General features: G+C 32.8%; 26 protein-coding genes. 16 read left to right on the top strand and 10 right to left on the bottom strand.

The window, feature by feature from the left end; all coding sequences use genetic code 11:
- Positions 1 to 7: 7 nt before the first annotated feature.
- The 6 genes from Q0873_RS09880 to gldA all read left to right on the top strand — a co-directional run bounded on the left by Q0873_RS09880 (position 8) and on the right by gldA (position 4,804).
- Complete coding sequence (locus Q0873_RS09880; RefSeq protein WP_299106655.1) at positions 8 to 1,735, top strand: nucleoside transporter C-terminal domain-containing protein; 1,728 nt, start codon at positions 8 to 10, stop codon at positions 1,733 to 1,735.
- 110 nt (positions 1,736 to 1,845) lie between these two features.
- Positions 1,846 to 2,670 carry a thymidylate synthase gene (locus Q0873_RS09885; protein ID WP_299106657.1) on the top strand — a complete coding sequence of 275 codons (825 nt, stop codon included), beginning with the start codon at positions 1,846 to 1,848 and terminating at the stop codon, positions 2,668 to 2,670.
- 84 nt (positions 2,671 to 2,754) lie between these two features.
- The gene (locus Q0873_RS09890; protein ID WP_299106659.1) at positions 2,755 to 2,937 is read left to right on the top strand and encodes a hypothetical protein; all 183 of its coding nucleotides are present in this window, start codon (positions 2,755 to 2,757) and stop codon (positions 2,935 to 2,937) included.
- The gene (locus tag Q0873_RS09895; RefSeq protein WP_299106661.1) at positions 2,919 to 3,380 is read left to right on the top strand and encodes a DinB family protein; all 462 of its coding nucleotides are present in this window, start codon (positions 2,919 to 2,921) and stop codon (positions 3,378 to 3,380) included. The genes Q0873_RS09890 and Q0873_RS09895 overlap by 19 nt, the downstream gene beginning before the upstream one ends.
- Entirely contained in the window at positions 3,380 to 3,868 is a 489-nt protein-coding gene (locus Q0873_RS09900) for a dihydrofolate reductase (protein WP_299106663.1), read from the top strand. Before Q0873_RS09895 ends, Q0873_RS09900 begins: the two co-directional genes overlap by 1 nt.
- 42 nt (positions 3,869 to 3,910) lie before the next feature.
- The gene (gene gldA / locus Q0873_RS09905; protein ID WP_299106665.1) at positions 3,911 to 4,804 is read left to right on the top strand and encodes a gliding motility-associated ABC transporter ATP-binding subunit GldA; all 894 of its coding nucleotides are present in this window, start codon (positions 3,911 to 3,913) and stop codon (positions 4,802 to 4,804) included.
- 542 nt (positions 4,805 to 5,346) lie between these two features.
- Here gldA and Q0873_RS09910 read toward each other — a convergent pair.
- The gene (locus Q0873_RS09910) at positions 5,347 to 5,703 is read right to left on the bottom strand and encodes a hypothetical protein (RefSeq protein WP_299106667.1); all 357 of its coding nucleotides are present in this window, start codon (positions 5,701 to 5,703) and stop codon (positions 5,347 to 5,349) included.
- On the bottom strand, positions 5,704 to 10,077 hold the full coding sequence (gene dnaE / locus Q0873_RS09915; protein ID WP_299106669.1) for a DNA polymerase III subunit alpha: 4,374 nt from the start codon (positions 10,075 to 10,077) through the stop codon (positions 5,704 to 5,706).
- Positions 10,078 to 10,321: 244 nt separating this feature from the next.
- Between dnaE and Q0873_RS09920 the strand changes: the two genes are divergently transcribed.
- The 3 genes from Q0873_RS09920 (at position 10,322) to rimM (ending at position 11,744) form a co-directional block, all read left to right on the top strand.
- Positions 10,322 to 10,513: a cold shock domain-containing protein gene (locus Q0873_RS09920; protein WP_299106671.1), complete on the top strand. Its 192-nt coding sequence runs from the start codon at positions 10,322 to 10,324 to the stop codon at positions 10,511 to 10,513.
- A gap of 172 nt (positions 10,514 to 10,685) precedes the next feature.
- Complete coding sequence (locus tag Q0873_RS09925; protein WP_299106673.1) at positions 10,686 to 11,186, top strand: 30S ribosomal protein S16; 501 nt, start codon at positions 10,686 to 10,688, stop codon at positions 11,184 to 11,186.
- 30 nt (positions 11,187 to 11,216) lie between these two features.
- The gene (gene rimM, locus Q0873_RS09930) at positions 11,217 to 11,744 is read left to right on the top strand and encodes a ribosome maturation factor RimM (protein ID WP_299106676.1); all 528 of its coding nucleotides are present in this window, start codon (positions 11,217 to 11,219) and stop codon (positions 11,742 to 11,744) included.
- Between the two features lie 291 nt (positions 11,745 to 12,035).
- On the opposite strand, the gene Q0873_RS09935 is transcribed toward rimM, so the two are convergent.
- From Q0873_RS09935 to Q0873_RS09945, 3 genes are all read right to left on the bottom strand, one after another.
- Positions 12,036 to 12,170 carry a hypothetical protein gene (locus Q0873_RS09935; RefSeq protein WP_299106677.1) on the bottom strand — a complete coding sequence of 45 codons (135 nt, stop codon included), beginning with the start codon at positions 12,168 to 12,170 and terminating at the stop codon, positions 12,036 to 12,038.
- Between the two features lie 264 nt (positions 12,171 to 12,434).
- The gene (locus Q0873_RS09940; protein ID WP_299106679.1) at positions 12,435 to 12,917 is read right to left on the bottom strand and encodes a hypothetical protein; all 483 of its coding nucleotides are present in this window, start codon (positions 12,915 to 12,917) and stop codon (positions 12,435 to 12,437) included.
- Between the two features lie 12 nt (positions 12,918 to 12,929).
- Positions 12,930 to 13,433 carry a GNAT family N-acetyltransferase gene (locus Q0873_RS09945; RefSeq protein WP_299106681.1) on the bottom strand — a complete coding sequence of 168 codons (504 nt, stop codon included), beginning with the start codon at positions 13,431 to 13,433 and terminating at the stop codon, positions 12,930 to 12,932.
- Positions 13,434 to 13,484: 51 nt separating this feature from the next.
- Here Q0873_RS09945 and Q0873_RS09950 point away from each other — a divergent pair, with 51 nt between their 5' ends.
- The 3 genes from Q0873_RS09950 to Q0873_RS09960 are packed head-to-tail and all read left to right on the top strand — an operon-like array spanning position 13,485 to position 15,028.
- Entirely contained in the window at positions 13,485 to 14,075 is a 591-nt protein-coding gene (locus Q0873_RS09950; RefSeq protein ID WP_299106683.1) for an alkylphosphonate utilization protein, read from the top strand.
- A 2-nt stretch (positions 14,076 to 14,077) separates the two neighbouring features.
- Positions 14,078 to 14,656 carry an outer membrane beta-barrel protein gene (locus tag Q0873_RS09955; RefSeq protein WP_299106685.1) on the top strand — a complete coding sequence of 193 codons (579 nt, stop codon included), beginning with the start codon at positions 14,078 to 14,080 and terminating at the stop codon, positions 14,654 to 14,656.
- 21 nt (positions 14,657 to 14,677) lie between these two features.
- Positions 14,678 to 15,028, top strand: a complete 351-nt coding sequence (locus Q0873_RS09960; protein ID WP_299106687.1) for a hypothetical protein — start codon at positions 14,678 to 14,680, stop codon at positions 15,026 to 15,028.
- A gap of 8 nt (positions 15,029 to 15,036) precedes the next feature.
- Here Q0873_RS09960 and Q0873_RS09965 read toward each other — a convergent pair whose 3' ends face one another.
- On the bottom strand, positions 15,037 to 16,092 hold the full coding sequence (locus tag Q0873_RS09965; protein ID WP_299106689.1) for a nucleoid-associated protein: 1,056 nt from the start codon (positions 16,090 to 16,092) through the stop codon (positions 15,037 to 15,039).
- Between the two features lie 58 nt (positions 16,093 to 16,150).
- Between Q0873_RS09965 and Q0873_RS09970 the strand changes: the two genes are divergently transcribed.
- Positions 16,151 to 16,678, top strand: a complete 528-nt coding sequence (locus Q0873_RS09970; RefSeq protein ID WP_299106691.1) for a hypothetical protein — start codon at positions 16,151 to 16,153, stop codon at positions 16,676 to 16,678.
- A gap of 2 nt (positions 16,679 to 16,680) precedes the next feature.
- On the opposite strand, the gene Q0873_RS09975 is transcribed toward Q0873_RS09970, so the two are convergent.
- On the bottom strand, positions 16,681 to 17,280 hold the full coding sequence (locus tag Q0873_RS09975) for a ribonuclease HII (RefSeq protein ID WP_299106693.1): 600 nt from the start codon (positions 17,278 to 17,280) through the stop codon (positions 16,681 to 16,683).
- Positions 17,281 to 17,350: 70 nt separating this feature from the next.
- On the opposite strand from Q0873_RS09975, the gene Q0873_RS09980 reads away from it, so the two are divergent.
- Both Q0873_RS09980 and Q0873_RS09985 read left to right on the top strand, forming a co-directional pair.
- Positions 17,351 to 19,303 carry a putative porin gene (locus Q0873_RS09980; protein ID WP_299106695.1) on the top strand — a complete coding sequence of 651 codons (1,953 nt, stop codon included), beginning with the start codon at positions 17,351 to 17,353 and terminating at the stop codon, positions 19,301 to 19,303.
- A 6-nt stretch (positions 19,304 to 19,309) separates the two neighbouring features.
- The gene (locus Q0873_RS09985; RefSeq protein ID WP_299106697.1) at positions 19,310 to 19,564 is read left to right on the top strand and encodes a hypothetical protein; all 255 of its coding nucleotides are present in this window, start codon (positions 19,310 to 19,312) and stop codon (positions 19,562 to 19,564) included.
- Here Q0873_RS09985 and Q0873_RS09990 read toward each other — a convergent pair.
- A complete protein-coding gene (locus Q0873_RS09990; protein WP_299106699.1) occupies positions 19,515 to 19,967 on the bottom strand; it encodes a GNAT family N-acetyltransferase in 453 nt (150 codons plus the stop codon). The genes Q0873_RS09985 and Q0873_RS09990 overlap by 50 nt on opposite strands.
- A 35-nt stretch (positions 19,968 to 20,002) precedes the next feature.
- Positions 20,003 to 21,538, bottom strand: coding sequence for a Na+/H+ antiporter NhaC (gene nhaC / locus Q0873_RS09995; protein WP_299106701.1), 1,536 nt, complete (start codon positions 21,536 to 21,538; stop codon positions 20,003 to 20,005).
- A gap of 80 nt (positions 21,539 to 21,618) precedes the next feature.
- On the opposite strand from nhaC, the gene Q0873_RS10000 reads away from it, so the two are divergent.
- Positions 21,619 to 22,641, top strand: coding sequence for a metal-dependent hydrolase (locus Q0873_RS10000; protein ID WP_299106703.1), 1,023 nt, complete (start codon positions 21,619 to 21,621; stop codon positions 22,639 to 22,641).
- Between the two features lie 51 nt (positions 22,642 to 22,692).
- On the opposite strand, the gene Q0873_RS10005 is transcribed toward Q0873_RS10000, so the two are convergent.
- On the bottom strand, positions 22,693 to 23,910 hold the full coding sequence (locus Q0873_RS10005; protein ID WP_299106706.1) for an aminotransferase class I/II-fold pyridoxal phosphate-dependent enzyme: 1,218 nt from the start codon (positions 23,908 to 23,910) through the stop codon (positions 22,693 to 22,695).
- Positions 23,911 to 24,031 lie beyond the last annotated feature (121 nt).

Consider the following 24,031-nt stretch of genomic DNA (forward strand, 5'->3'; position numbering starts at 1 on the left):
TATTACAATGAAGAAATTATTGACGCTTATTGTGCTTTGCGCATCTGTTACAATTTTTGGACAAAGCATAGAAAAAAAGTGGAATTTTTCATCAATTACTTCAAACGGAAATGAGTTATTTCAAATCAATCCGAATGATATTTTTACCTTATCAGAAGGTAACTTCAACTACACATTAGAGGCAAAAGAAAACCTACAAGCTTCTGGAAACTATATCAGACAAAACAATTTATTAATCTTTAACTACAAACAACCAAAAGACACGGTTCGTTATTATAATATCGTTGAGTTATCAGATACTAAATTAACTATTGCTGAGAATAATGTAGTGTATTCGTTTGCTACAGAAAACGCACCAGTTGCTGTAGAGCAAAAGGCGGACGTAGCAGAGGTTAAAGAAGATCCAACAGCAACAGGGATTAAACCAAGTGAAGGTTTTTCATTGAGTAGTTTGTTGAGAGGAGCTTTAGGAATGATTTCTTTAATTGTAATTGCATTTTTATTTAGCTCAAATAGAAGAGGGATTGATTGGAAGACGGTTGCTTTAGGGTTGGGATTTCAGTTGTTAATTGCAATTGGAGTTTTAAAAGTACCTTTTGTGCAAAAAGCCTTTGAGTTTGTAGGAAGTATTTTTGTGAGTGTACTTGATTTTACTAGAGCTGGTAGTGAGTTTTTATTTAGTGGTTTAGTGGCAGATATGGATTCGTTTGGATTTATTTTTGCATTTCAAGTACTACCAACTATTATTTTCTTTTCAGCATTAACATCTTTATTATTCTATTTAGGATTGATTCAAAAGGTTGTAAAAGGATTGGCTTGGTTATTATCGAAGAGTTTAAAAATTTCGGGAGCAGAAAGTTTATCAGTTGCAGGAAATATTTTTTTAGGACAAACAGAAGCGCCTTTATTAGTTAAGGCCTACTTAGAAAAAATGAACCGTTCTGAAATCTTATTAGTAATGATTGGAGGAATGGCAACGGTTGCTGGAGCAGTATTGGCTGCATATATTGGATTCCTGGGAGGAGATGATGAAGCCTTACGTTTATTATATGCAAAACACTTATTAGCAGCCTCTGTAATGGCAGCACCTGGAGCTATTATCATTTCTAAAATCTTGTATCCGCAAACAGAAGAAGTAAATACCGATGTAAAAGTATCTTCAGAAAAAATAGGTTCTAATATTTTAGATGCAATTGCTAACGGAACTACAGAAGGATTAAACTTAGCAATGAATGTAGCAGCAATGTTATTAGTGTTTATTGCTTTTATAGCTATGTTAAATGGAATTTTAGGTTGGGTAGGAGATATTACAACGTTAAATGACTGGATGGCAGCGAGCACACCATATCCTAAATTCTCATTAGAAGCTATACTTGGATATGTATTTGCACCGTTGATGTGGTTGATTGGAGTAGCAAGTGAAGATATGGCCTTAATGGGACAATTATTAGGAATCAAATTGGCGGCAAGTGAATTTGTTGGATATATCCAATTAGCTGAATTAAAGAACGTGGCATCTGCTACACATTTAACCTATAACAAATCTATTATCATGGCAACGTATATGTTATGTGGATTTGCAAATTTTGCTTCTATTGGTATTCAAATTGGAGGTATTGGATCATTGGCACCAGGACAACGTAAGACCTTATCTGAGTTTGGAATGAAAGCATTAATTGGAGGTACAATTGCTTCATTAATGTCGGCTACTATTGCAGGAATGATCATTGGATAGTAAATTTCTAGAATAAACAGATAGTTAATAACTTATTAATATTATTTTGAAAAGCTCCGACATTTTATGTTGGAGCTTTTTTATTTTTGGAAAAATCAAAAGGGGAAAAAATGAAGCAATATCACGATTTAGTAAAACATGTATTAGAGAACGGAAACGAAAAAGGAGATAGAACAGGTACGGGTACTAAAAGTGTTTTTGGGTATCAGATGCGTTTTGATTTAAATGAAGGTTTCCCAATGGTAACTACTAAAAAGTTACACTTAAAATCAATTATTCACGAATTACTGTGGTTTATAAAAGGTGATACGAATATTAAGTACTTACAAGAAAATGGAGTACGTATTTGGAATGAATGGGCTGATGAAAATGGTGATTTAGGTCCGGTATATGGACATCAATGGCGTAATTGGAATAGCGACGAGATAGATCAGCTTAAAGAAGTTATTGAAACCTTAAAAAAGAATCCAAATAGTCGTAGAATGTTAGTTTCTGCGTGGAATCCTTCTGTATTACCAGATACTTCAGTTTCTTTTTCAGAGAATGTAGCCAATGGTAAAGCAGCATTACCTCCATGTCATGCTTTTTTTCAGTTTTATGTAGCAGACGGAAAATTATCTTGTCAGTTATATCAGCGTAGTGCAGATATCTTTTTAGGGGTTCCGTTTAATATTGCAAGTTATGCTCTATTTACTATGATGGTTGCTCAAGTTTGTGGTTATGAAGCAGGAGAGTTTATTCATACGTTTGGAGATGCACACATCTACAACAATCATATGGAACAATTGGAACTACAATTATCTCGTGAACCAAGACCACTTCCGAAGATGAAAATGAATCCAGCAATCAAAAACATTGAAGACTTTACTTTTGATGATTTTGAATTGATTGATTATAATCCGCATCCGCATATTAAAGGAGTAGTAGCTGTATAATTTAACTTACTTTTAAATAAATCAAACTTTGAGTTTTGTGGTTTTGTTAGTAAATTAGTGTTTCAATAGCTAATAACCAGTATTATGACAGCCTCAATAGATTTAATAAAAGAAGAAATTTACGATAAAATTGAAAAAATTGATGATGAAAATGTGCTTGAGGCCATTAAAACAATCATTAATAACTTGGAAGTTGACGCCGTGAATAAAGTTACTCAAAAAGAAGATTTCACAGGATATATAAAAGAATGGGTAAAGAATATGTAACAAAGCATATTGCTGCTCTAAATAATATTTTAGAAGCTTTTCCGAAGCAAATAAAGGTTATATCAGAAGAAGAGTGGAGCTATAAAGAAACTAGTAAGTGGAGTAAAAAGGAAATTTTAGGTCATTTGGTAGATTCCGCTCTTAACAATTTACAACGCTATATTCGAGTTCAATATCAAGAAGTACCGCATATTGCCTACCATCAAAATGAGTGGGTAGCTGCACAAAATTGGCAAGAAGTTTCTGTGGCTGAAATTGTAACTCTTTGGAAAAGTTTAAATACACAAATTGCACATGTTTGGAGTAGTTTTCCTGAAGAAAAATTAGAAGCTTCTATAAATGTATCTAAAGACCTAGAAAAAGAAGAGATTTATACCTTTCAAGAAATGTTAGATGATTATATTGGGCACTTTAATCATCATGCAAAACAAATCCTAGAATAATGATTACACTTATTGCAGCCATTGCAAAAAATAATGCTTTAGGAAAAGACAACGACCTAATATGGCATTTGCCAGCCGATTTAAAACGTTTTAAAAAGGTTACGTCAGGTCATCATATTTTAATGGGTAGAAATACCTATGAAAGTATTGGAAAACCTTTACCTAACAGAACAACGGTTATCATTACTAGAAATAACGATTATTTTGTAGATGGATGCTTGATTGCAAATTCAGTAGAAGAAGCAATAGAATTGGCTCAAGAAGACTCAGAAATTTTCATCATTGGCGGAGCGCAAATCTACAAGCAGGTTATGGAGAAAGGTTTGGTGGATCAGTTAGATATAACCATTGTTCATGAAGAATTTGAAGCAGATGTGTATTTTCCTGAAATAGATGCAACTGTTTGGAAAGAAGTGTCTCGTGAAGATTTTAAATCAGATGAGAAAAATAAATACGATTATAGTTTCGTTTCGTATAAGAAGATTTAATGAATTAATCTTTTATTTAATATCTATCAATTTTAAGAAAGAATGTCAATAGAACTTATTTCGGTATCTAAAGTGTACGGAACTCAAAAAGCAGTTAATGCAATTTCTTTTTCTGGAAAGAAAGGAGAGATTATTGGTTTTTTGGGACCTAATGGAGCTGGGAAATCAACTACCATGAAAATGCTAACAGGATTTATTCAACCAACTGAAGGATCTGTTGTGGTTGGTGGAATTAATGTGATTAAAAATCCAATAGAAGCGCAAAAGCAAATCGGGTATTTACCAGAGCACAATCCGTTGTACTTAGATATGTATGTACGTGAGTACTTACAGTTTCAAGCTTCGGTACATAAAGTAGACAAAACGAAAGTTGCTGAAGTAATTGAAAAAGTAGGATTGACTATTGAAGCACATAAAAAAATAGGACAGCTTTCAAAAGGGTATCGACAAAGAGTTGGATTAGCGGCGGCTATTTTACATGATCCGGAAGTGTTGATTTTAGATGAACCTACCACAGGATTAGATCCGAATCAATTGGTAGACATACGATCGTTGATAAAAGAATTAGGAAAAGATAAAATGGTCTTACTTTCTACCCATATTATGCAGGAAGTAGAGGCGGTTTGCGATCGTGTGATTATTATCAACAAAGGAGAAATCGTAACTGATAAGAAAATAGCGGCATTAAAAACATCCTCAGAACAAATTATTCATGTAACCTTTGATTATAAGTTAGAAGAGCAGTTTATAAAACGCATGCTTAATGTTGTTTCTTATAAAAATACTTCTGAAAATAATTGGACTTTAGTTTTTGATACTACAGAAGATATGCGTCCGCATATTTTTGACTTCGCACAAGAAAATGGACTAAAGATTCTTGGTTTAAACACTGAGAATAAGAATTTAGAAAGTTTGTTTAGAGAGTTAACTTCATAAACACGTCGTCATTCCAAGGGATTGAAAAGACCGAAGGAATCTGTTCAATATTAGCTGTATTCTTAAATAGACAGATTGCTTCGCTACACTGCGTTTCGCTCGCAATGACGGTAACAGATGTCAGTTTGAGTGAATTTTACAAATGTCAATGCGTAAAATTAGTATCGAGAACTATCTATTGTTTGTAACTGCTTCTAGATACAAAATCAACCTTCGCTATGCTGCGGTTTATTTCACTCGAAGTGACAAAGAGGAAGGAGTACTCTGGAGAAATTTGTTAGTTTGTGTGTTTTACCTATTAATGAAGAGATTGCTTCGCTATACTGCGTTCCGCTCGCAATGACAAAAAGAACGTCATTCCGAGAGAATGAAATGACCGAAGGAATCTGTTTAATATTAGCTGTATGTCTTATATAGATAGATTGTTTGGCTTCGCTCGCAATGACAAAAAGTAGGTCATTACGAATGAAGTGAAACGGAATGAAGTAATCTGCCTATCAATAATGAGATTGCTTCGCTACACTGTGTTTCGCTCGCAATGACTAGCTAGAAAACTTGTTTTTATAATAAACCTTTTGCCAAATTCTTTTTAAGATTAAAAAAGTAACCTCTTCAGAATAATCATCCATGTTTGAGGTGTTAATATTTTTTAAGGTTGCCTCCGAAACGTCTATGCGATATAGTAAATTGTAATATCCTTCGGAATCATTTAATAATAAGTTTTTTACCGTTTCTTGCAATCTGTTCTTTAGTGCCATAGGTGCACTTTCTGTATCAAAGACGATGTCTAAACTTACCAATCCAAAATCTTTATTTAATTGCTGTATGAGTTGAATGTATAAATCCTTATCAACCACTTGGGTCAATAAGGATATACTATTTTGATATTCTTGAAGCATTTAGTTCAGCTTGTAATTAATAAACTGCTCGTCTAATGCTTTTAAGAACTCGTTGGATATTTTAATTTTAGTAGTTCTACTTGGTAAGCTCAATTCAATCTTTTCTTCAGCATCCCAAATGGTGAAGTTTAAATTCTGACTTCCCTTATTGATAGCAAATAAATGTTGTAGTTCTTTAATTCTATTCTCATTCACTTCATTTAAAGGCATTTTAATGGTAATTTTCTTACACATTTTATCCATAATATCGTGAAGTAGGTTAAACTCAATAAAACTAACTCTTGGATCTCCTTTTACACCTTCTTTGTTAGTCCATCCTGGTTTAACCGTAGTTTTTACAAATAGGAATGAACTTGGTACTAAGAAGTGTTTGAATTTTAAATATTCTTCACCAAAAATTCTAAACTCAAAACTGTCTGTATAATCTTCAATAATAAAAGAAGCCCAACCTTTTCCTGCTTTAGATATACGGTGTTGTACGTCGGTTATAATCCCTCCAAAAGAGAGTGCTAAGCCTTCGTATTTAGCTAAGTCTTTAAAGTGGGTTAAGGTAGCGTTACAAAACTTCATTTCGTTTTTAAAGTCATCTAACGGATGTGCAGAAATATACATTCCTACTACTTCCTTTTCTCTTGCTAATAGTTCCATTGTACCCCATGTTTCACATTCTGGAATGATAGGTTCTGGTAAGTCTACTGCGGAAGCTTCTCCAAATAAAGAGACTTGTGATGAGTTTTGGTTTTCCTGAAACTTATTACCAAAACGCAAGGCTTTTTCAATGAATTTCTGGTTCTTTTCGTCTTCTTCAAAGTATTGTGCTCTGTGAGTATTGGCAAACGAATCAAATCCACCTGCTAAGATTAAACCTTCAAAGGCTTTTTTATTGGCAACTCTTAAATCTACTCGTTTTGCAACATCAAAAACAGAAGTAAAGTTTCCGTTTTCTTTACGTTCATCAATAATTGCTTTTACGGCAGAAGCTCCAACTCCTTTGATTGCTGCCATTCCAAAACGAACGGCTCCCTCTTTATTTACAGAGAATTTAGAGAAAGATTCGTTGATATCTGGTCCTAGTACTTCTAATCCCATACGTTTGCATTCTTCCATAAAGAAAGAAACCGATTTGATATCGTTCATGTTATTAGATAGTACTGCAGCCATATATTCAGCTGGGTAATGTGCTTTTAAATATGCGGTTTGATATGCAATCCAAGCATAACAAGTAGAGTGCGATTTGTTGAAGGCATACGATGCAAATGCTTCCCAGTCTTTCCAAATCTTTTCAAGAGCTTTTTCATCATGTCCATTTGCCATAGCTTGTTCTACAAACTTAGGCTTCATTTTTGCTAGTACGGCAATTTGTTTTTTACCCATTGCCTTACGCAGTACATCGGCCTCACCTTTGGTAAAGTCTGCTAACTTTTGAGAAAGTAGCATTACTTGCTCTTGGTATACCGTAATTCCGTAGGTTTCTGCTAAATATTCTTCTAAGGCTGGTAAGTCATAGGTAATTTCTTCGTCTCCATGCTTTCTTCTAATGAAGGATGGAATATATTCTAACGGACCTGGACGATACAAGGCGTTCATGGCAATTAAATCGGCAAAAACTGTCGGTTTTAATTCACGCATGTATTTTTGCATTCCAGGAGATTCATATTGGAATATTCCTACCGTTTCTCCTCTTTGGAATAAGGCATAGGTTTCTTCGTCGTCAATCGGGAAGTTTTCTGGGTCTAGTTCAACTCCATGACGTGCCTTTACAATTTTTACAGTGTCTTTGATAAGGGTTAATGTTTTTAACCCCAAGAAATCCATTTTTAGTAATCCTGCACTTTCTACTACCGAGTTGTCAAACTGGGTAACATACATGTCTGAATCTTTGGCTAAAGAAACAGGTACGAATTTGGTAATATCATCTGGAGTAATAATTACCCCACAGGCATGGATTCCTGTATTTCGAACCGAACCTTCTAAGATTCGGGCTTTATTAATAGTTTCAGCTTCTAATCCATTTCCATTAGAAATAGACTTAAGCTCGTTTACCATTTCTATTTCTTCCGAACGAAGCTTGGCTTTTAATCCGGCATCATCTAAAGAGAAGATTTTTTTAAGCTTCATACCAGGAATTAACTTGGCAATTCTATCAGCTTCAAATAATGGTAAGTCTAGTACACGGGCAGTATCACGAATAGATGATTTTGCTGCCATGGTACCATAAGTAATAATTTGTGCTACCTGATTGGCACCGTATTTATCAATTACATAATCCATTACACGACTTCGTCCTTCATCATCAAAGTCAATATCAATATCGGGCATGGATACACGTTCAGGATTTAAGAAACGCTCAAAAAGTAAATCGTACTTAATTGGGTCAATATTGGTGATCCATAAACAGTATGCCACTACAGAACCTGCTGCAGAACCACGACCTGGTCCAACAGATACATCCATTTTACGGGCCTCTCTAATAAAGTCTTCTACAATTAAGAAATAACCAGGATATCCTGTTTTTGCGATAACGTCTAATTCAAAATCTAAGCGTTCGCAAATACTATCGGTTAGTTCACCATAACGGATTTTAGCTCCCTCATAGGTTAAATGGCGTAAGAAGTTGTTTTCACCACGTTTTCCTCCATCTTCCAAGTCTTTCTCATCTCTAAACTCTTCAGGAATATCGAAGGCAGGTAATAATACATCACGTGCTAGGGTAAACGGTTCTACTTTATCTACAATTTCCTGAATGTTAAGAATCGCTTCAGGTAAATCAGCAAATAAATGCTTCATTTCTTCAGTAGACTTAAAGTAATACTCGTCGTTTGGAAGTCCGTATCTATATCCACGTCCTCTACCAATTGGTGTAGCTTGTTTTTCACCATCTTTTACACATAATAAAATATCATGTGCATTGGCATCTTCTTTACCTAAATAAAAAGTGTTATTAGAGGCAACTACTTTTACATCGTGTTTTTTTGAAAATTCTAAAAGTGTTTTGTTAACTACGTTTTCGTCTTCCTGACCATGACGCATTAACTCAATATATAAATCATCTCCAAACTCTTCTTTCCACCATAATAAGGCTTCTTCTGCTTGAGATTCTCCTACATTTAATATTTTACTAGGTACTTCTCCGTATAAGTTACCTGTTAAGACAATTACATCTTCTTTATATTTTTTTACAACCTCTTTGTCAATTCTTGGAACATAATAGAACCCATCAACAAAGGCAATAGAAGACATTTTTGCTAAGTTGTGGTAGCCGTTTTTATTTTTTGCTAATAAAACTACTTGATATCCGTTGTCTTTTTGACTTTTATTAGTATGATCTCCACAGATATTAAATTCACAACCTACAATAGGTTTTAAAGGTGTTTGTGTTGGTTCTTCACCTTTTTCAATAGCTTCTTTGTTGGCTGCTTCAACAGATTTGTTGTGCCCGAATACGGCTTGTACGAAATGGAATGCCGCCATCATATTTCCCGTATCGGTCATAGCTACAGCAGACATATTGTCTTTTCCAGCAGCATTTACAATATTTCCAATTTGAATAGTTGATTGAAGTACCGAATATTGAGTGTGGTTATGTAGATGTGCAAATTGCGCTCCTTCTAAGGCTGCTAATCCTTCTGAAGTACTATGCGTAGCATCTGCTTCTGTTTCTGAAGCTTTTCGCTTTCGAATTTTATCACTTTCTTCTTTAAGATTTAAGTGTTTTAATCCGATAACCTTAATAGGCATTGGATTTTCCTCCGAATAACGTTGAAAATAATCATTCGGTACGTCTAGTTGTTCTTCTGTATATTGACGTAAACGAATCAATTCTAAGAAACATCGAGTAGTAGCTTCTACATCGGCAGTTGCATTATGTGCTTCACCAAAACCAGTTCCGAATAAATGATTGTGCAATTCGGTAAGTGTAGGTAGTTTGAATTTTCCTCCCCTACCTCCTGGTATTTGACATAATTGTGCTGTATGTTCGGTACAGGTATCCAGTACAGGTAACTCGGTTAAGTTGTTTTCAACTCCTAAACGATGGAATTCACATCCCATAATGTTTACATCGAAACCTACATTTTGCCCTACAACGAATTTTGTTTTCTTTAAGGCTTCATTAAATAAATCTAATCCTTCAGCTAAAGAAATACCTTGTTCAATGGCTAAATCGGTAGAGATACCATGAATACGTTCAGCATCATAAGGAATATTAAATCCTTCGGGATTGATTAAGAAATCGTTGTGCTCAATCAAATTTCCCATTTCATCATGCAACTGCCATGCTATTTGTATAGCTCTTGGCCAGTTATCTGTGTCGGTAATTGGAGCATTCCAACTTTTTGGTAATCCAGTTGTTTCGGTATCAAAAATTAAGTACATCGATATGGTTTTCTTAATGAAGCTGTTTTTTATAAAAACAAATACAAAAATACAAAGAAATTAGTTTTCTATTTAGAGAAGTTATTAACTGAGGCGGGTGTGGAAATGTAACTAACTGGCTTACTGATATTGTAAGGTAGCTGTATGTTATGTAGAGGTTAAGTTTTAAATAAATAAGAGAAAAAGTAGTTGATAATCAATTAATAAGATTACATTTGCACTTTAATATAATATTTTTTTTACAATGAAAGAAGGAACAGTAAAGTTCTTCAATGAATCTAAAGGTTTTGGATTTATTACAGAAACAGGATCAAACCAAGAACATTTTGTACACGTATCAGGTTTAATCGATGAGATTAGAGAAGGTGATACAGTAGAGTTTGAACTTAAAGAAGGAAGGAAAGGATTAAACGCTGTTAGCGTTAGAGTATTATAATATACCTCACAATTTATTTTTCTTAAGAGCTTGTTTATCAGGCTCTTTTTTATTTGTGTAAAGTGAGTTTTATTATGGTAGAATGAAAAATATTATTTACTTTTGCGCCCACTTACCACGAGTTGGTAAAAATTATTAATAATCAAGGTCGCGTACCTTAAAAATTAACATTATGCCTGTAAAAATTAGATTACAAAGACACGGTAAAAAAGGAAAACCATTTTATTGGGTAGTAGCTGCTGATTCAAGAGCTAAGAGAGATGGACGTTTTTTAGAGAAAATCGGAACGTATAACCCAAACACTAACCCTGCAACTATCGATTTAAACGTTGATAAAGCTGTTGCTTGGTTACAAAACGGTGCTCAACCAACTGATACTGCTAGAGCTATTTTATCTTATAAAGGAGCTTTATTAAAGAATCACTTAGCTGGTGGAGTTCGTAAAGGAGCTTTAACTCAAGAGCAAGCTGATGCTAAGTTCACTGCTTGGTTAGAGGAGAAGGCTGGTAAAGTTGCTGGTAAAACTGAAGGTTTAGCTAAAGCTCAAGAAGAAGCTAAGGCAAAAGCTTTAGAAGCTGAAAAAGCTGTAAATGAAGCGCGTATTGCTGCAAATGCACCTGCTACTGATAGCGAAGATGCTGCTGCTGAAAACGGAGCTGATAGCGAAGAGTAAGAAACTATACAACGATTTTAAATTGATAACATGCGTATTGAAGATTGCTTTTATTTAGGTAAAATCGTAAAAAAACATAGTTTTAAAGGGGAGGTAGTTATTAAGTTAGATACCGATGAACCCGAACTTTATAGAAATATGGAATCAGTTTTTGTCAAGTTAGGCAATAATCTGGTTCCATTTTTTATTGAAAAATCTTCTTTGAGTAGAGGTACTATGTTACGCGTAAAATTTGAAGACGTATCTTCTGAAGAAGATGCAGATGCTCTTATGCGTTCTGGAATCTATTTACCTTTATCATTACTTCCTAAATTGACAGGAGATAAGTTTTATTACCACGAAGTAATAGGATTTAAAATTGTAGATACTTCTTTTGGAGAAGTTGGTGTTATAAAAAATATCAACGACACTTCGGCACAGCCATTATTTGAAATAGAAAGAGAGGAAAGGGAGATTTTTATTCCTATGATAGACGATTTTATCAAAAAAGTAGACAGGGATAATCAACTCATAGAAGTATCAACCCCTGAAGGCTTAATTGATTTATATCTTAGCTAATAAGCTAAATAATATAATTTTTTAGCTAAATCTTTTAACGTCAGTTATTTGATAGGCTCGCCCGTTAAAGTTCTTTTTAACGATTACGTTTTCTAGCCAGTACATCGAGCCATTGTGAAACAGTGGTAATAAAAGAAATTTTTTAGCTTTCTTCTTACTTGCTTTTACTGTTCTTCTCTTTGAAAAATTAATCTTCATGTTTGGTAGGGTATAGTAGTTATTATCAAAAGAGGAAAAGGCAAATATCTTAAATAATTTTATAAAAAGAAAGTTAAATTTTAAAAGGAGGTTTTAATCGAACGAAGAAATATAATTTAAAAGGTCATTTGATTGATTATCAGACAAGTGTTTTTTATAATGTAATCTATCGGTCCAATTGTATTCTTCTTTTAAAGCTATAGCTTCAGGGTTTTTAGCTTTAATCAAAGAGTCTTCGTTTCTGATAAGGTCAAAAGTAAACTGCTCACTACGTCTTTGTCGTAGATTTTCTAAGGTATTACGGCCTTTTTTATAGAGTTTGCGGCAGGCAACATTGTACACTTTTAAAAATCAGCTTACCTCTTATTATTGATTTAATGTTGTTAACAGCAATTAAATCAAGTTTAGAAGCGGGAGGATGTTTTTCCTTTATTTGAATCACTATTATAAAAGGAAGTGGACTAAATACTAAACTTAGAGAAATTAAAATGTCTAAGTATTTAATCGTTGTTTTCTTTTTTTGGAGTATCTTTTTAATAGTCGAAGTTCTTTTTTTCTTACTTTTTTAAGAAGGTTTGTTCTGTGACAAATAGAAGTGAATAAATCATCCTTAGCCACATTTTCCTGGTCAATACCATAATAATTAGCGTAAACTAAATATTTTTGGTTAAGCTTAAATGAATAGCCACAAGCTTGATTACCTCGGTTAGATTTTATAATGATTCTTTTTTTAGAGATTTCTCCTTTATAAACTTTTACGATTTCAAATGTGTAAAAAATAATATCCGCACTAGATAGGTAATCTTGATTTGTTTTATAGGTTCTTTTTTTGATTACTTTACCATAAAAGATGGCAATAGATGATTTAAATTCTTTGCTTATTTTTTCTTTAAAAGAGTCGTTTGTTTTTATACAAGAGCAGGCAAAACTCTGTATAGATATGAGAAAAAGAAGAATTGTAATAGTTTTTTTCATGATATGTCGGGGTTAAAATTTAAATTCATAAACACAATCTTCTTCTCCATCAAAGATAACTTGCTTTCCAATATAGATAAAACCAAGTTTTTTAAGTAGATTTTGAGAAGCGTTGTTTTCAGGTATGGTAAAAGCATATACCTTTTCTTGTTTAAAGGTATTTTGAACATATTTTATAATAAGTTTAGTAGCTTCTGTTGCATACCCTTTTCTTCTATTGGCGGGCAGAAATGCATAACCAACGTCAATATACTTTAATTTATCTCTCTGTAAGGCTGTAGAAGTACCTATGGGCTCGTTTGTCTCTTTTAAAACTACAGTGAAAAAACCAAGTCCGTTAAGCTTTTCATTTTTAGGTAAAACATCTTTTAAATATGCTTCGGTTTCCTCAACGGTTTTGAGTCCTTTATCGCTAATATTTTCAATCCAGTCAGGATCATTAAATAACTCAAAATAAAAAGGAGCGTCGCTCACGTTTGCAGTTCTAATAATTAATCTTTCACTTTCTAATAACATGGTTTAAAGATAAATTAAAAATGTACTTTTGCGTAGCAAAAAAAGAAATATATGAGTTTACTACAGGAGTTACAAGATAGAAGTGGAAATCAGTGTGAGTTATGTGCTTCAAAAAATGAGTTAAAAATTTATGAAGTACCTCCAATTTCTACTGGAGGAGTAGATGGTAGTTTGTTCGCTTGTTCAACTTGTATAGATCAAATTGAGAATCCAGAAAATATCAATGTAAACCACTGGAGGTGTTTAAATGACAGTATGTGGAGTGAATTTAGAGCGGTAAAAGTCGTTGCATGGAGAATGTTGCATAGGTTAAAGAAAGATGGATGGTCGCAAGATTTACTGGATATGATGTACCTAGAAGATGAAGAGTTGCGTTTTGCCGAAGCTACGGGAGATCATTTGGATGAAAGTGAAAAAGTAATTCATAGAGACTGCAATGGTGCTGTTTTACAAGCAGGAGATAGCGTGGTATTGATAAAAGATTTAAAGGTAAAAGGTTCAAGTATGGTTGCTAAGCAAGGAACAGCGGTAAGAAGAATATCTTTAGATCCTGAAAACGCAAAATATATTGAAGGTAAGGTAGGCGCTACTCAAATTGTTATCATTACTGATTATGTAAAAAAAATGGCTGAAAAAGAATAGATATGAAATATAGATTTTTATTAATTGTGATTTTGTTTTATGGAGTTAATTTGTATTCACAAGATCAAAAGTTTAGTTTAGAAGCAAGTTATCCGTTAACTATCGATAATAATTTTATAGGTGATCGATCTTTCGGAGTGATTGATCTTGGTATAAAATATAGTGTTGTAAACCTTGAGATTTTAAATATTGGTTTGGGAGTAAATGGAGGAGTTTTAGTGGATAATACAAATCTGGCTAATTTCCCTTTAGATTTCAAAAGAACAATTTATACAATACAACCAAAGGTTTTTGGAGAGTTCAATTTGAGAAATATTACAAAACTCCATCCTTTTGTAAATTTAGGATATTCTTTTGTGAGAATATCTCTTTCTGGTGCTAATAATGGTCAGAATGTTTCTGGTTTTTCAGAAACATTGGGAGGTGTTAATGTAGGACTTGGAGTTAAATATGATCTTTTCTCTAGAGTGTTTTTACTGGCTCAATATGATTTTTCAAAACTAGACCCAGGAAATGCTCCAGATACATCATACAACACAAACTTTAGTTTATTGAAGATTGGTGTGGGATTAAGATTTTAAGAAAGAAGAAAAAGAATTGCTATGGAAAAATACTATAAAGAGAAACATTTACAAGCGACAAAATATAAAATAGAGAATGTTATAAGGCAACAAGACTTTCTGCTTAGAAATAAGTGGAAAGTTTTGTTTTTTATAGGATCAGTTTCTTTATGGATTCCAACTCGTGCTGTTGGTCATTATACTTCTGAAAGAGAAACAATCTTAGAAAAAAGTGGATATAATTATGTATCTCTAGTTTTAATTACAGCTTTAGTTTGTATAATATTTTGTTTGCTGTATCATTACTCAAGTAAATATCAGGATAGTAAGAAACTAAAAGAATTAAGAGTTTTAGAACAACAGCTAGAAAAGGAAATTTCTGAGCTGGGCTAAGCTCTTATTTATTTTTCTGCGTTGTAATATACTTTGTAGAATTTCATTTTTTTGTCTTCATCATATCCTCTTTCTAAATATTCTGAAGAAGCATCTGGTGCATCTACATCAATTTTAATTTGGATATTCGTATCTAGTTTAATCTCCGTTTTAAACTTGCTTTTTTCTTTCTTTAAAACAGCGTCAGATACCTCGAAGTTGTTACGGATTAAAACATCATTTAGTTTTTCAAAATGTTGTTTATAATCTTCAAATAAATCTTTGTGTTTATCTTCTTCAAAGATTTCATCTTTAAAAGAATGATAATCTACACTTTCATGTTCTTTAAAGTAGTCTACAGTATTTGCTAAAAATGTACTTTGTTCTTGTTTACCATACTCTGGTTTGATAACCTCTTCAGAAAACTCTTTACACATCTCTAAATAGTTTTGTGTATGTAGGTTTCTGTCATCTGCGTATTTTACACTTAAAAAGTTTTTAATCCAATATTGAGCGTCGTAGTTATTGTTATCAACAGATAAAACTACAGTACCTTCTCCATCAGAAGAATTTAAAATTAAACAACCTTTGTCTAACCTTTTTGTTGAAATTCCTTTTTGAACCACTACATCAAAACTATCATCGTCTAAATAAGTTTGAAAAAAATCTACCTTACTTTCAATTTTAAAAACTCCAACAGCTTCTGTTAATACATCTTTGTATTCAATTCCTTCAAAATAAGCAACAATCACATCTCCTGTTTTTATGTTAGCAGAATTCGATTGCTCATACAGGTGATTTACAATGTTTTTAGAATGTTCAATAAAAACCTCGTTGCTTTCATCTTCAAAAATATCTGAAGTGTATTTGTTTAACTCATTTAAACGAACATCTGCATGATGACTAAAACGGTAACTTTGCGTAACAGAACCAAAAGGTTTTAATAAAAAAGGAAGTAGTAATTCATAGCTTTCTTCATCAAAACGAACTAAACTTTCAGATAAAGAGTTTTGCCCGCTATTATACTTATTAGCTACTTTATGAATAATACATTTATTGATTTCTGTACGTGTTCTTTTAATCATTTTCTCAAAAATTGGAGCACAAAAATAAGTATTTTAGTATCGTAAAAAATAGAGATATATGAAATTATTAGGAATAGGGTCAAGAATTAATCATAAAACCTTTGGTTTTGGAGTTGTAACAAATGTAGATAGTAGGCAATATTGGGTTACTTTTCAAGAAAATGGATTGGAAACAATCCCTTTAGATGATGATTTTGAAACTATTGAAGCAGTAGATCAAGAGGTAGATTCCGTTAGTTTTTATGAAATAGAAAGTTCGTTGCGTAAAATTTTAAAGCAATGGAGTGATGTTTCTGAAATAGTACCTATTGCAGATAAATATAAAGGAGGGAAATTAATTATTGAACCGGCAGACACCAATTTAACATCAAAAGAAATTCCAATTGATACTTTTTTTCATAAAATAGTTATGGTTCGTGATCGAATGCGTGTTATGGAACAAAAGATTAACTCAAGTAAAAATTTAGATGATCAAGAAAAAATAGATTTGCAACAATATGTTACAAGAATTTATGGAAGCTTAACAACCTTTAATGTGTTGTTTAAAGTGAAATCGGATAATTTTGTAGGAGCAAAATCGAAATAAAGTTAAAGTTCTAACTTTAATTGCTCAGGTAACAACTTAAATGATTTTCTATGATATAAGGTTGCTCCATGTTTACGAATAGCATCACGATGTTCTTTGGTAGGGTAACCTTTATTTTTTTTCCAGTTGTACTCAGGAAATTCTTTATGGATTTTTTCCATATACTCATCTCTGTATGTTTTCGCTAAAACAGATGCAGCTGCAATACTCATAAACTTAGCATCTCCTTTGACAATCGTTTGATGAGGAGTTTCTTTAAATGGCTTGAACTTGTTACCATCTACAATAATAAACTCAGGTGCTACATTTAATTGTTCAATAGAACGATGCATTCCTGTAATAGAAGCTTGTAACACATTAAGTTCATCTACTTCCTCTTGATGAATAAAAGACACCCCGTAAGCTAGTGCGTTTTCTTCGATATACGGACGTAATTTTCTGCGTTTTTTTTCAGAAAGCTGTTTAGAATCGTTTAATAATTCATGTTGAAAATCTTGAGGTAAAATAACAGCAGCAGCAACAACTGGCCCTGATAAGCACCCTCTTCCAGCTTCATCTGTTCCTGCTTCTAAAGTAAATCCGCTATAATTTAATTTCAACATGTTACAAATTAACAGTTTTCAAAGAAATTATTCGCAATTTTTATCGTTTAATTATTTTACTTTTGCTCCTATGAAGAAAATTTTTATAGTCTTTTTTTGTCTGATAAATATACAGTTACTCTTTTCTCAAAGAAGGAACCCAGATGGATCTATTGCGGTTGGGTTAAGTACACCTTCAGATTCGGTTCCGAATAATGAAGTAACGGTAAAGCTTAGTGGTAAAACTAAGTATACAGATTATAAAATTATATCACATAAAAATGATACTACCATTGTAGATACAACCCTTACGATACAAAAGGAATATAAGTTTAACTTTTTAAGAAAAGATAATTTTGAATTGTTGGCATTTCATAATCAAGGACAAACGTTTAACAATTTGGCCTATGACTTTCGAAAAGTTTCTAGGTTTCCAGACATCGGTTTTAGAGCCAAACAATTTAATTATTTAGAAGCTGAAGATGTAAAGTATTATCAGGTTCCAACTCCAACTACCGAAATAATGTATAGAACAGGATTGGAACAAGGGCAAGTTTTAGATGCTTTATTTACTGCAAATTTCTCTAAAAGATTAAATTTTGCAGTTGCTTATAAGGGACTTCGTTCTTTAGGAGCTTATCGACGTTCTTTAGCAAGTTCGGGTAACTTTAGATTTAGTTTTCATTATGAAACGAAAGAAGGGCAATATGCAATTAGAGGACATGCAGTAAATCAAGATTTTTCTAATCAAGAAAATGGAGGTCTTACAGCATCCTCATTAGAGGCATTTATCATTGATGATCCTAATTTTAGTGGAAATAGGGGAAGGATGGATGTGAATTTAAATGATGCAGAAAATAACTTAGAAGGAAAAAGAATTTATTTTGAACATACATTCAAATTATTATCTTCTAAAGATAGTTTAAGTCAAAAAGATTTTTCTAACCTTAAAATTGGACATTCTTTTACGAGAGATTCTAAATTTTATAGATATCAACAAGGAGCAGCTACTACCAGTGTTTTTGGTGATGCTAATATTGCAAGTCTAATTAATAATAAAACAAGTTTTTTAGTTTATAACAATCAGGTGTTTTTAGATTTTAATTCAAAATACGTCCTAGGGAATTTCAGAGTGAAAGCTGAGCATACTAATTATAATTATGGGTATGAAAGTTTGCAAAATAACACCGTTGGAATTACTAGAAATAAGTTAAAAGGAGATGCGATATCTTTTGGAGCAGATTGGAACGGAAGAATTCAAAACTTTCAAGTGAATGCTTCGGGAAGTTTAACACCAGGTTCTGGGCGTCTTTCAGGAAACCAAATTCAAGCAGAAGCTTTGTATAAAAAAGACAGCATTTTTACTGTTAAAGCATATCTTGGAATTAGCAATAGATTACCTAATTTTAATTTCCTATTACATCAAAGTAGTTATAATGATTATAATTGGGAAGAAAACTTAGCATCTATAGGAACTAGAGTATTAGGAGGGCAAATTGATTCTAAATGGGGTAATGCTTCTATAGATATTACAAACATAGATAACTATACCTATTTCGGCCAGAATAATCGACCACAGCAATTTTCGGGAAATATTAATTATTTAAAAGCAAAAGTATCAAGAGAGTTTAGATTAGGGAAATTTGCTTTAGATAATACAATTATGTATCAAAAAGTAGCTAGTGGTAGTGAAGTGTTTAGAGTTCCTGAATTTGTTTCAAGGAATACCTTATACTATACAGATGAATGGTTCAAGGGAAAGCCTTTATTAGTAAATATTGGAGCTACGTTTAAGTACTTTTCTAAGTACAAGGCAAATGCATATAATCCGTTATTAGCAGAATTTACACTACAAGATGCTACCGAAATTGGTTATCCTACAATTGACTTATTTTTTAATGCTAGAGTGCGAAGAACCCGTATATATTTTAAAGCGGATAATCTTAGTTCATTTTTCTTAAAAAAGAATTATTTCTCTGCGCCAAATTATCCATACCGTGATTTTGTTATTCGTTTTGGTGTGGTTTGGAATTGGTTTATATAGATCCTGATGAAAACACAGTTAAAACAAAACTGGAAATTATTTCTAATAGCTAGTTTAACGTTAGGTTTGGCACCTTTTAATCCCCCTCATATTGTTGGTAAATTAAGATGGATTACTGGCGGAAATGCTTTTTCAGGTGAAAATTCCATGCAATTTCAAGACGTTTTTGATGTGTTTTTACATGGAATTCCTTGGGTACTACTATTAATTTCTATTGTGTTAAATCTTTCTTCATTATTGGTAAAAAGCGATTCGGAATAGAACTTTCTTTATTATCAATAGTAATAAATCCCTGACTTTTATAAAAAGCTTGTGCATTAGGGTCAGCTAGTAATGTCATTGATTCAAGGTGTAGCATATGCGCTTTTTGAACGGCATGTGCTAATAGTTGTTTTCCTATTTTTTGACCTATGGCATCTGGGTGCACAAATAGAAACTCTAACTCTATATTTTTACCTTCGGGTTGATTAAGGATATAAAAACCTACAATTTCTTGGTTTGATTTGAATGTATAGACCATCATTTCTTCAAACATTTTAGGACTTACAGTGAGATCTTCTGTCCAAGATTGGATTTGTTCTTCAGTATATCCCCAATATGCTTTAGAAATTAAGGCGATTTGGGTTAATTCTTGAGCGTCGTTTTTTACAGCAGGAACTATCATAACAAAAAACCTCTCGAATGGGAGAGGTTTGAAATTTATTTTGTGGTTAATTGTCTAATTTTTATTCTAAAAGCTGCAAATAATAATGTCATAAAAGGACTAAGCCAATTAAACATAGCATAAAAAGCATAATCAATTACCGGTACACCTAAAACCCCTGAATGATAAGCTCCACAAGTATTCCATGGAATTAATACTGAAGTTACCGTTCCAGAATCTTCTAAGGTTCTACTTAAGTTCTCTGGAGCAAGCCCCTTATCTTTATAAGCTTTAGCATACATTTTACCAGGTACTACTAAGGCTAAGTATTGATCTGAAGCTGTAAAGTTTAAACCAATACAAGTTGCTACTGTACTTGCGAAAAGCCCAAACACAGAATCAAATAAGTTTAATAAGAAACTACTAATTCTTGCTAATGCTCCAATAGCGTCCATAACTCCTCCAAAAATCATTGCACAAAGAATTAACCAGATTGTACCTAACATTTTTACCATACCTCCAGCAGTAAATAAATCAGCTAGAACTGCGTTATCTGTAGCTACTGAAGTTTTAACAGTTATTGCTTGCATTATACCAATATACATTGTTTTGAAATCGTAGTTTAAAGAAGCTAAAACCTCGCTGGTAGTTAACTTATCATCTAAACTTGCTAAATACGTTGCAGTAACTTCCTTTACAACTTCAGGTTGAAAGATTAAAGCAAAAATCCCACCTAATAAGGTTCCTGCTAATAATGCAATTAAAGGAGGTGTTTTTTTCATTATTAAAACAACTACGATAATAGGAACTAAAAATAAAGCTGGATTAATGTTGAAAGCTTTATCTATATCATTTAGCATTTGTTGTGTATCTGCATTTCCAGTGGCATTTTGAGTAAACCCTAAAATGATAAAAAATATCAAGGTAACAACAATTGTAGGAACCGTTGTATATGCCATATATTTAATATGTGTAAATAAGTCTGTTCCTGCCATTGCTGGTGCTAAGTTTGTGGTGTCTGACATTGGAGACATTTTATCTCCAAAATAAGCTCCAGATAGTACAGCTCCAGCTGTCATTCCTAAAGAAATACCTAAAGCTTCGCCGATACCAATTAAAGCGATACCTACGGTTGCGGCGGTTGTCCATGAACTTCCTGTTGCAATTGATATCACGGCACAAATAATTAAACAAGCAGCTAAAAATATAGTTGGATTCAATATTTGTAATCCATAATAAATCATCGAAGGTATAATTCCACTAATCAACCAAGTACCAGCTAAAGCTCCGACCATTAATAATATTAAAATGGCTCCTGCAGTAGATTTAATATTTTCTGCAACTTCCTCAATCATTACTTTATAGGAAACTTTGTTTTTAAAACCTACAATTGCAGCGATGGCTCCACCAAGAATTAAAACAAATTGATTACTTCCGCTTAGTGCATTATCACCAAAAACAAAAACATTGTAAGCGAGCATACCTATTAAAGCGAACACGGGAATCAAAGCTTCCCATATACTCAGCTCTTTATTGTCAATAATTTTTTGGTCTTCAATTTTTATTTCAGATAAATTTTTATCGTCTTGCATTGTGTAGTTTTTTGGATGTGTAATGTTACGATTTTGTGAAGACTTATACAAGTAGAATCAGTTTACTACATTTGTTGTCTATGGACTCATTAACTCAAATTGTTTTAGGAGCTGCTTGTGGTGAAGTAGCACTGGGTAAAAAGATAGGTAATAAGGCAATGCTCTTTGGCGCAATTGGGGGCACTATTCCTGATTTAGACGTATTTATCGGTAACCTGTTATATGGAAATGAGATTGATGTAATGTCTTTTCATAGAGGTTTTATGCACTCTATTGTTTTTGCCTTTTTAGGAGCATTTGTTTTTGGGTATGTATTCTTTAAACTATACAGTACCGGAAAACGGAAAAACACAACGACGCAACGCGATTGGATTTGGCTGTTTTTTCTATCCATTTTTACACATCCAATTCTAGATAGTTTTACACCTTATGGAACGCAGTTGTTTTTGCCTTTTTCTGATTATAGAGTAGCTTTGAATAATATTTCTGTTGCAGATCCAGCATATACATTGCCTTTTCTAATTTGTTTATTAATTGCAATGTTTTTTAAGAGAGCAACTAAGCAAAGACAATGGTGGGCTAAAGCAGGAATTTATATCAGTTCTGCATATATGTTGTTTACTATTGGAAACAAAATATATATAGATCACGTATTTAAAAAATCATTTGAAAATGCTGAGGTGAAATATGAAAGGTTTTCAACACAACCAACCATATTAAATAATATACTCTGGTATGGTATTGCAGAAACTAAAGAGAACTATAAAGTAGGATTTTATTCTTTGTTAGATTCAAAAAATGAAGTTGATTCTATCTTGACAATTCCGAAAAATCATAATTTAATTGATGTTAATCATCCAGATATTAAGCGATTGTCTTGGTTTAGTAATGAATACTTTAATTTAGTTAGGTTAGACTCTTCCAATGCTATAAAATATAATGATTTAAGATACCCTTTGTTAAACGAAGAAGACTCAAACTCATCTGTGTTTAGTTTTGAACTAGCAAAAGTTGGCAAGAGATGGGATATACTTCCAATGTATGGAGCAGCTCCGTCAAAAGAAGATTTTAATAAATTCATTGAAAGAATTTATGGGAAATAAAAAAATCCAGCTCATAGCTGGATTTTTTATTTTATAATATCGATGTCGATGTTAAACAGTTACCTCAGTTTCTAAGACTCCTACTTCTAACATACATTCTTTCATCATTTGGTAGGTGCGCTCGATATCGTTATCCAATCCAATAGAAAAACGAATTAGTCCATCAGTTAATCCCATTTCTGCCTGTTCTTCTTCTGGAATTTCAGATGAGGTAGAAGTACCTGGAGCAGAGAATAAAGTTTTATAAAAACCTAAACTTACTGCTAAATATCCCAAATTGCGATCTTGCATGAGTTCCATTAGTTCATTTGCCTTGTCTAAAGATCCAGCATCAATGGTAAGCATTCCTCCAAAACCATATTCATTATTCATCATTGATTTAAAGATTTCGTGTGAAGGATGTGATTTTAAACCAGGATATACAGTTTTTAACCCATCTGCTTCGAATTTTTCTGCTAGATAAGCAGCATTGTTACTGTGTTGCTTTATACGTATGTGTAAGGTTCTCATATTTTTTAAAATAGAAGAAGAACGTAAAGAGTCCATAGAAGAACCTAAAAGCATACTAGCACCGTCAATAACACTTTTTTGAGAGTTGATAAACTCAGCAGATCCACATACTACTCCTCCCATAGTGTCTGAAGACCCATTAATGAATTTTGTCAAACTATGAATAACCACATCAGCACCTAATTGTGCTGGAGAAATTGATAGTGGAGAAAAAGTATTGTCTACTACTAATTTTAAATTGTATTTTTTAGCTAGGCTAGCCAAACCTCTAATGTCTGCGACCTCTAGTAATGGGTTACTTACGGTTTCACAATAAATCATTTTTGTGTTTTCATTTATAGATGCTTCTACAATATCTAATTTTGTGATATCTACAAATGAAGTTTCTATTCCCATTCTAGGAGTAAAGTTCTTTAAAAAAGCGTAGGTTCCTCCATAAATAGTTCTGCTTGAAACAAGGTGGTCACCATTTCCACAAATTTGTAAAATGGTTGGGGTTATAGCTCCCATACCAGAACCAGCTACGTTTGCAGTTTCCGTTCCTTCCATAGCTGCTAAAGCTTCTCCTAAATATAGATTAGAAGGAGAGGTGTGACGAGAGTATAAATAGCATCCATCGGTATTTCCTTCGAAAGTGTCAAACATTGTTTTTGCCTTCATGAAGGTATAGGTAGATGAATCGGAAATAGAAGGGTTTACACCTCCAAATTCTCCAAAGTATTGTAAATCTTGAATGTTATTAGCGGGCTTAAATTCCATATTTAGAGTTTGTTTTGTTGTTTTTGAGACTGCTAAAATGAATAATATGTGAATTAAAATCAATTAATTAGCTTTAATATAGTTGTTTTTTCTATTTTTAACGATATTAATGGTTTAAAAC

Origin of the sequence: uncultured Tenacibaculum sp., from assembly GCF_947498805.1 — a bacterium.
In the GTDB taxonomy this organism is placed as follows: Bacteria; Bacteroidota; Bacteroidia; order Flavobacteriales; family Flavobacteriaceae; genus Polaribacter.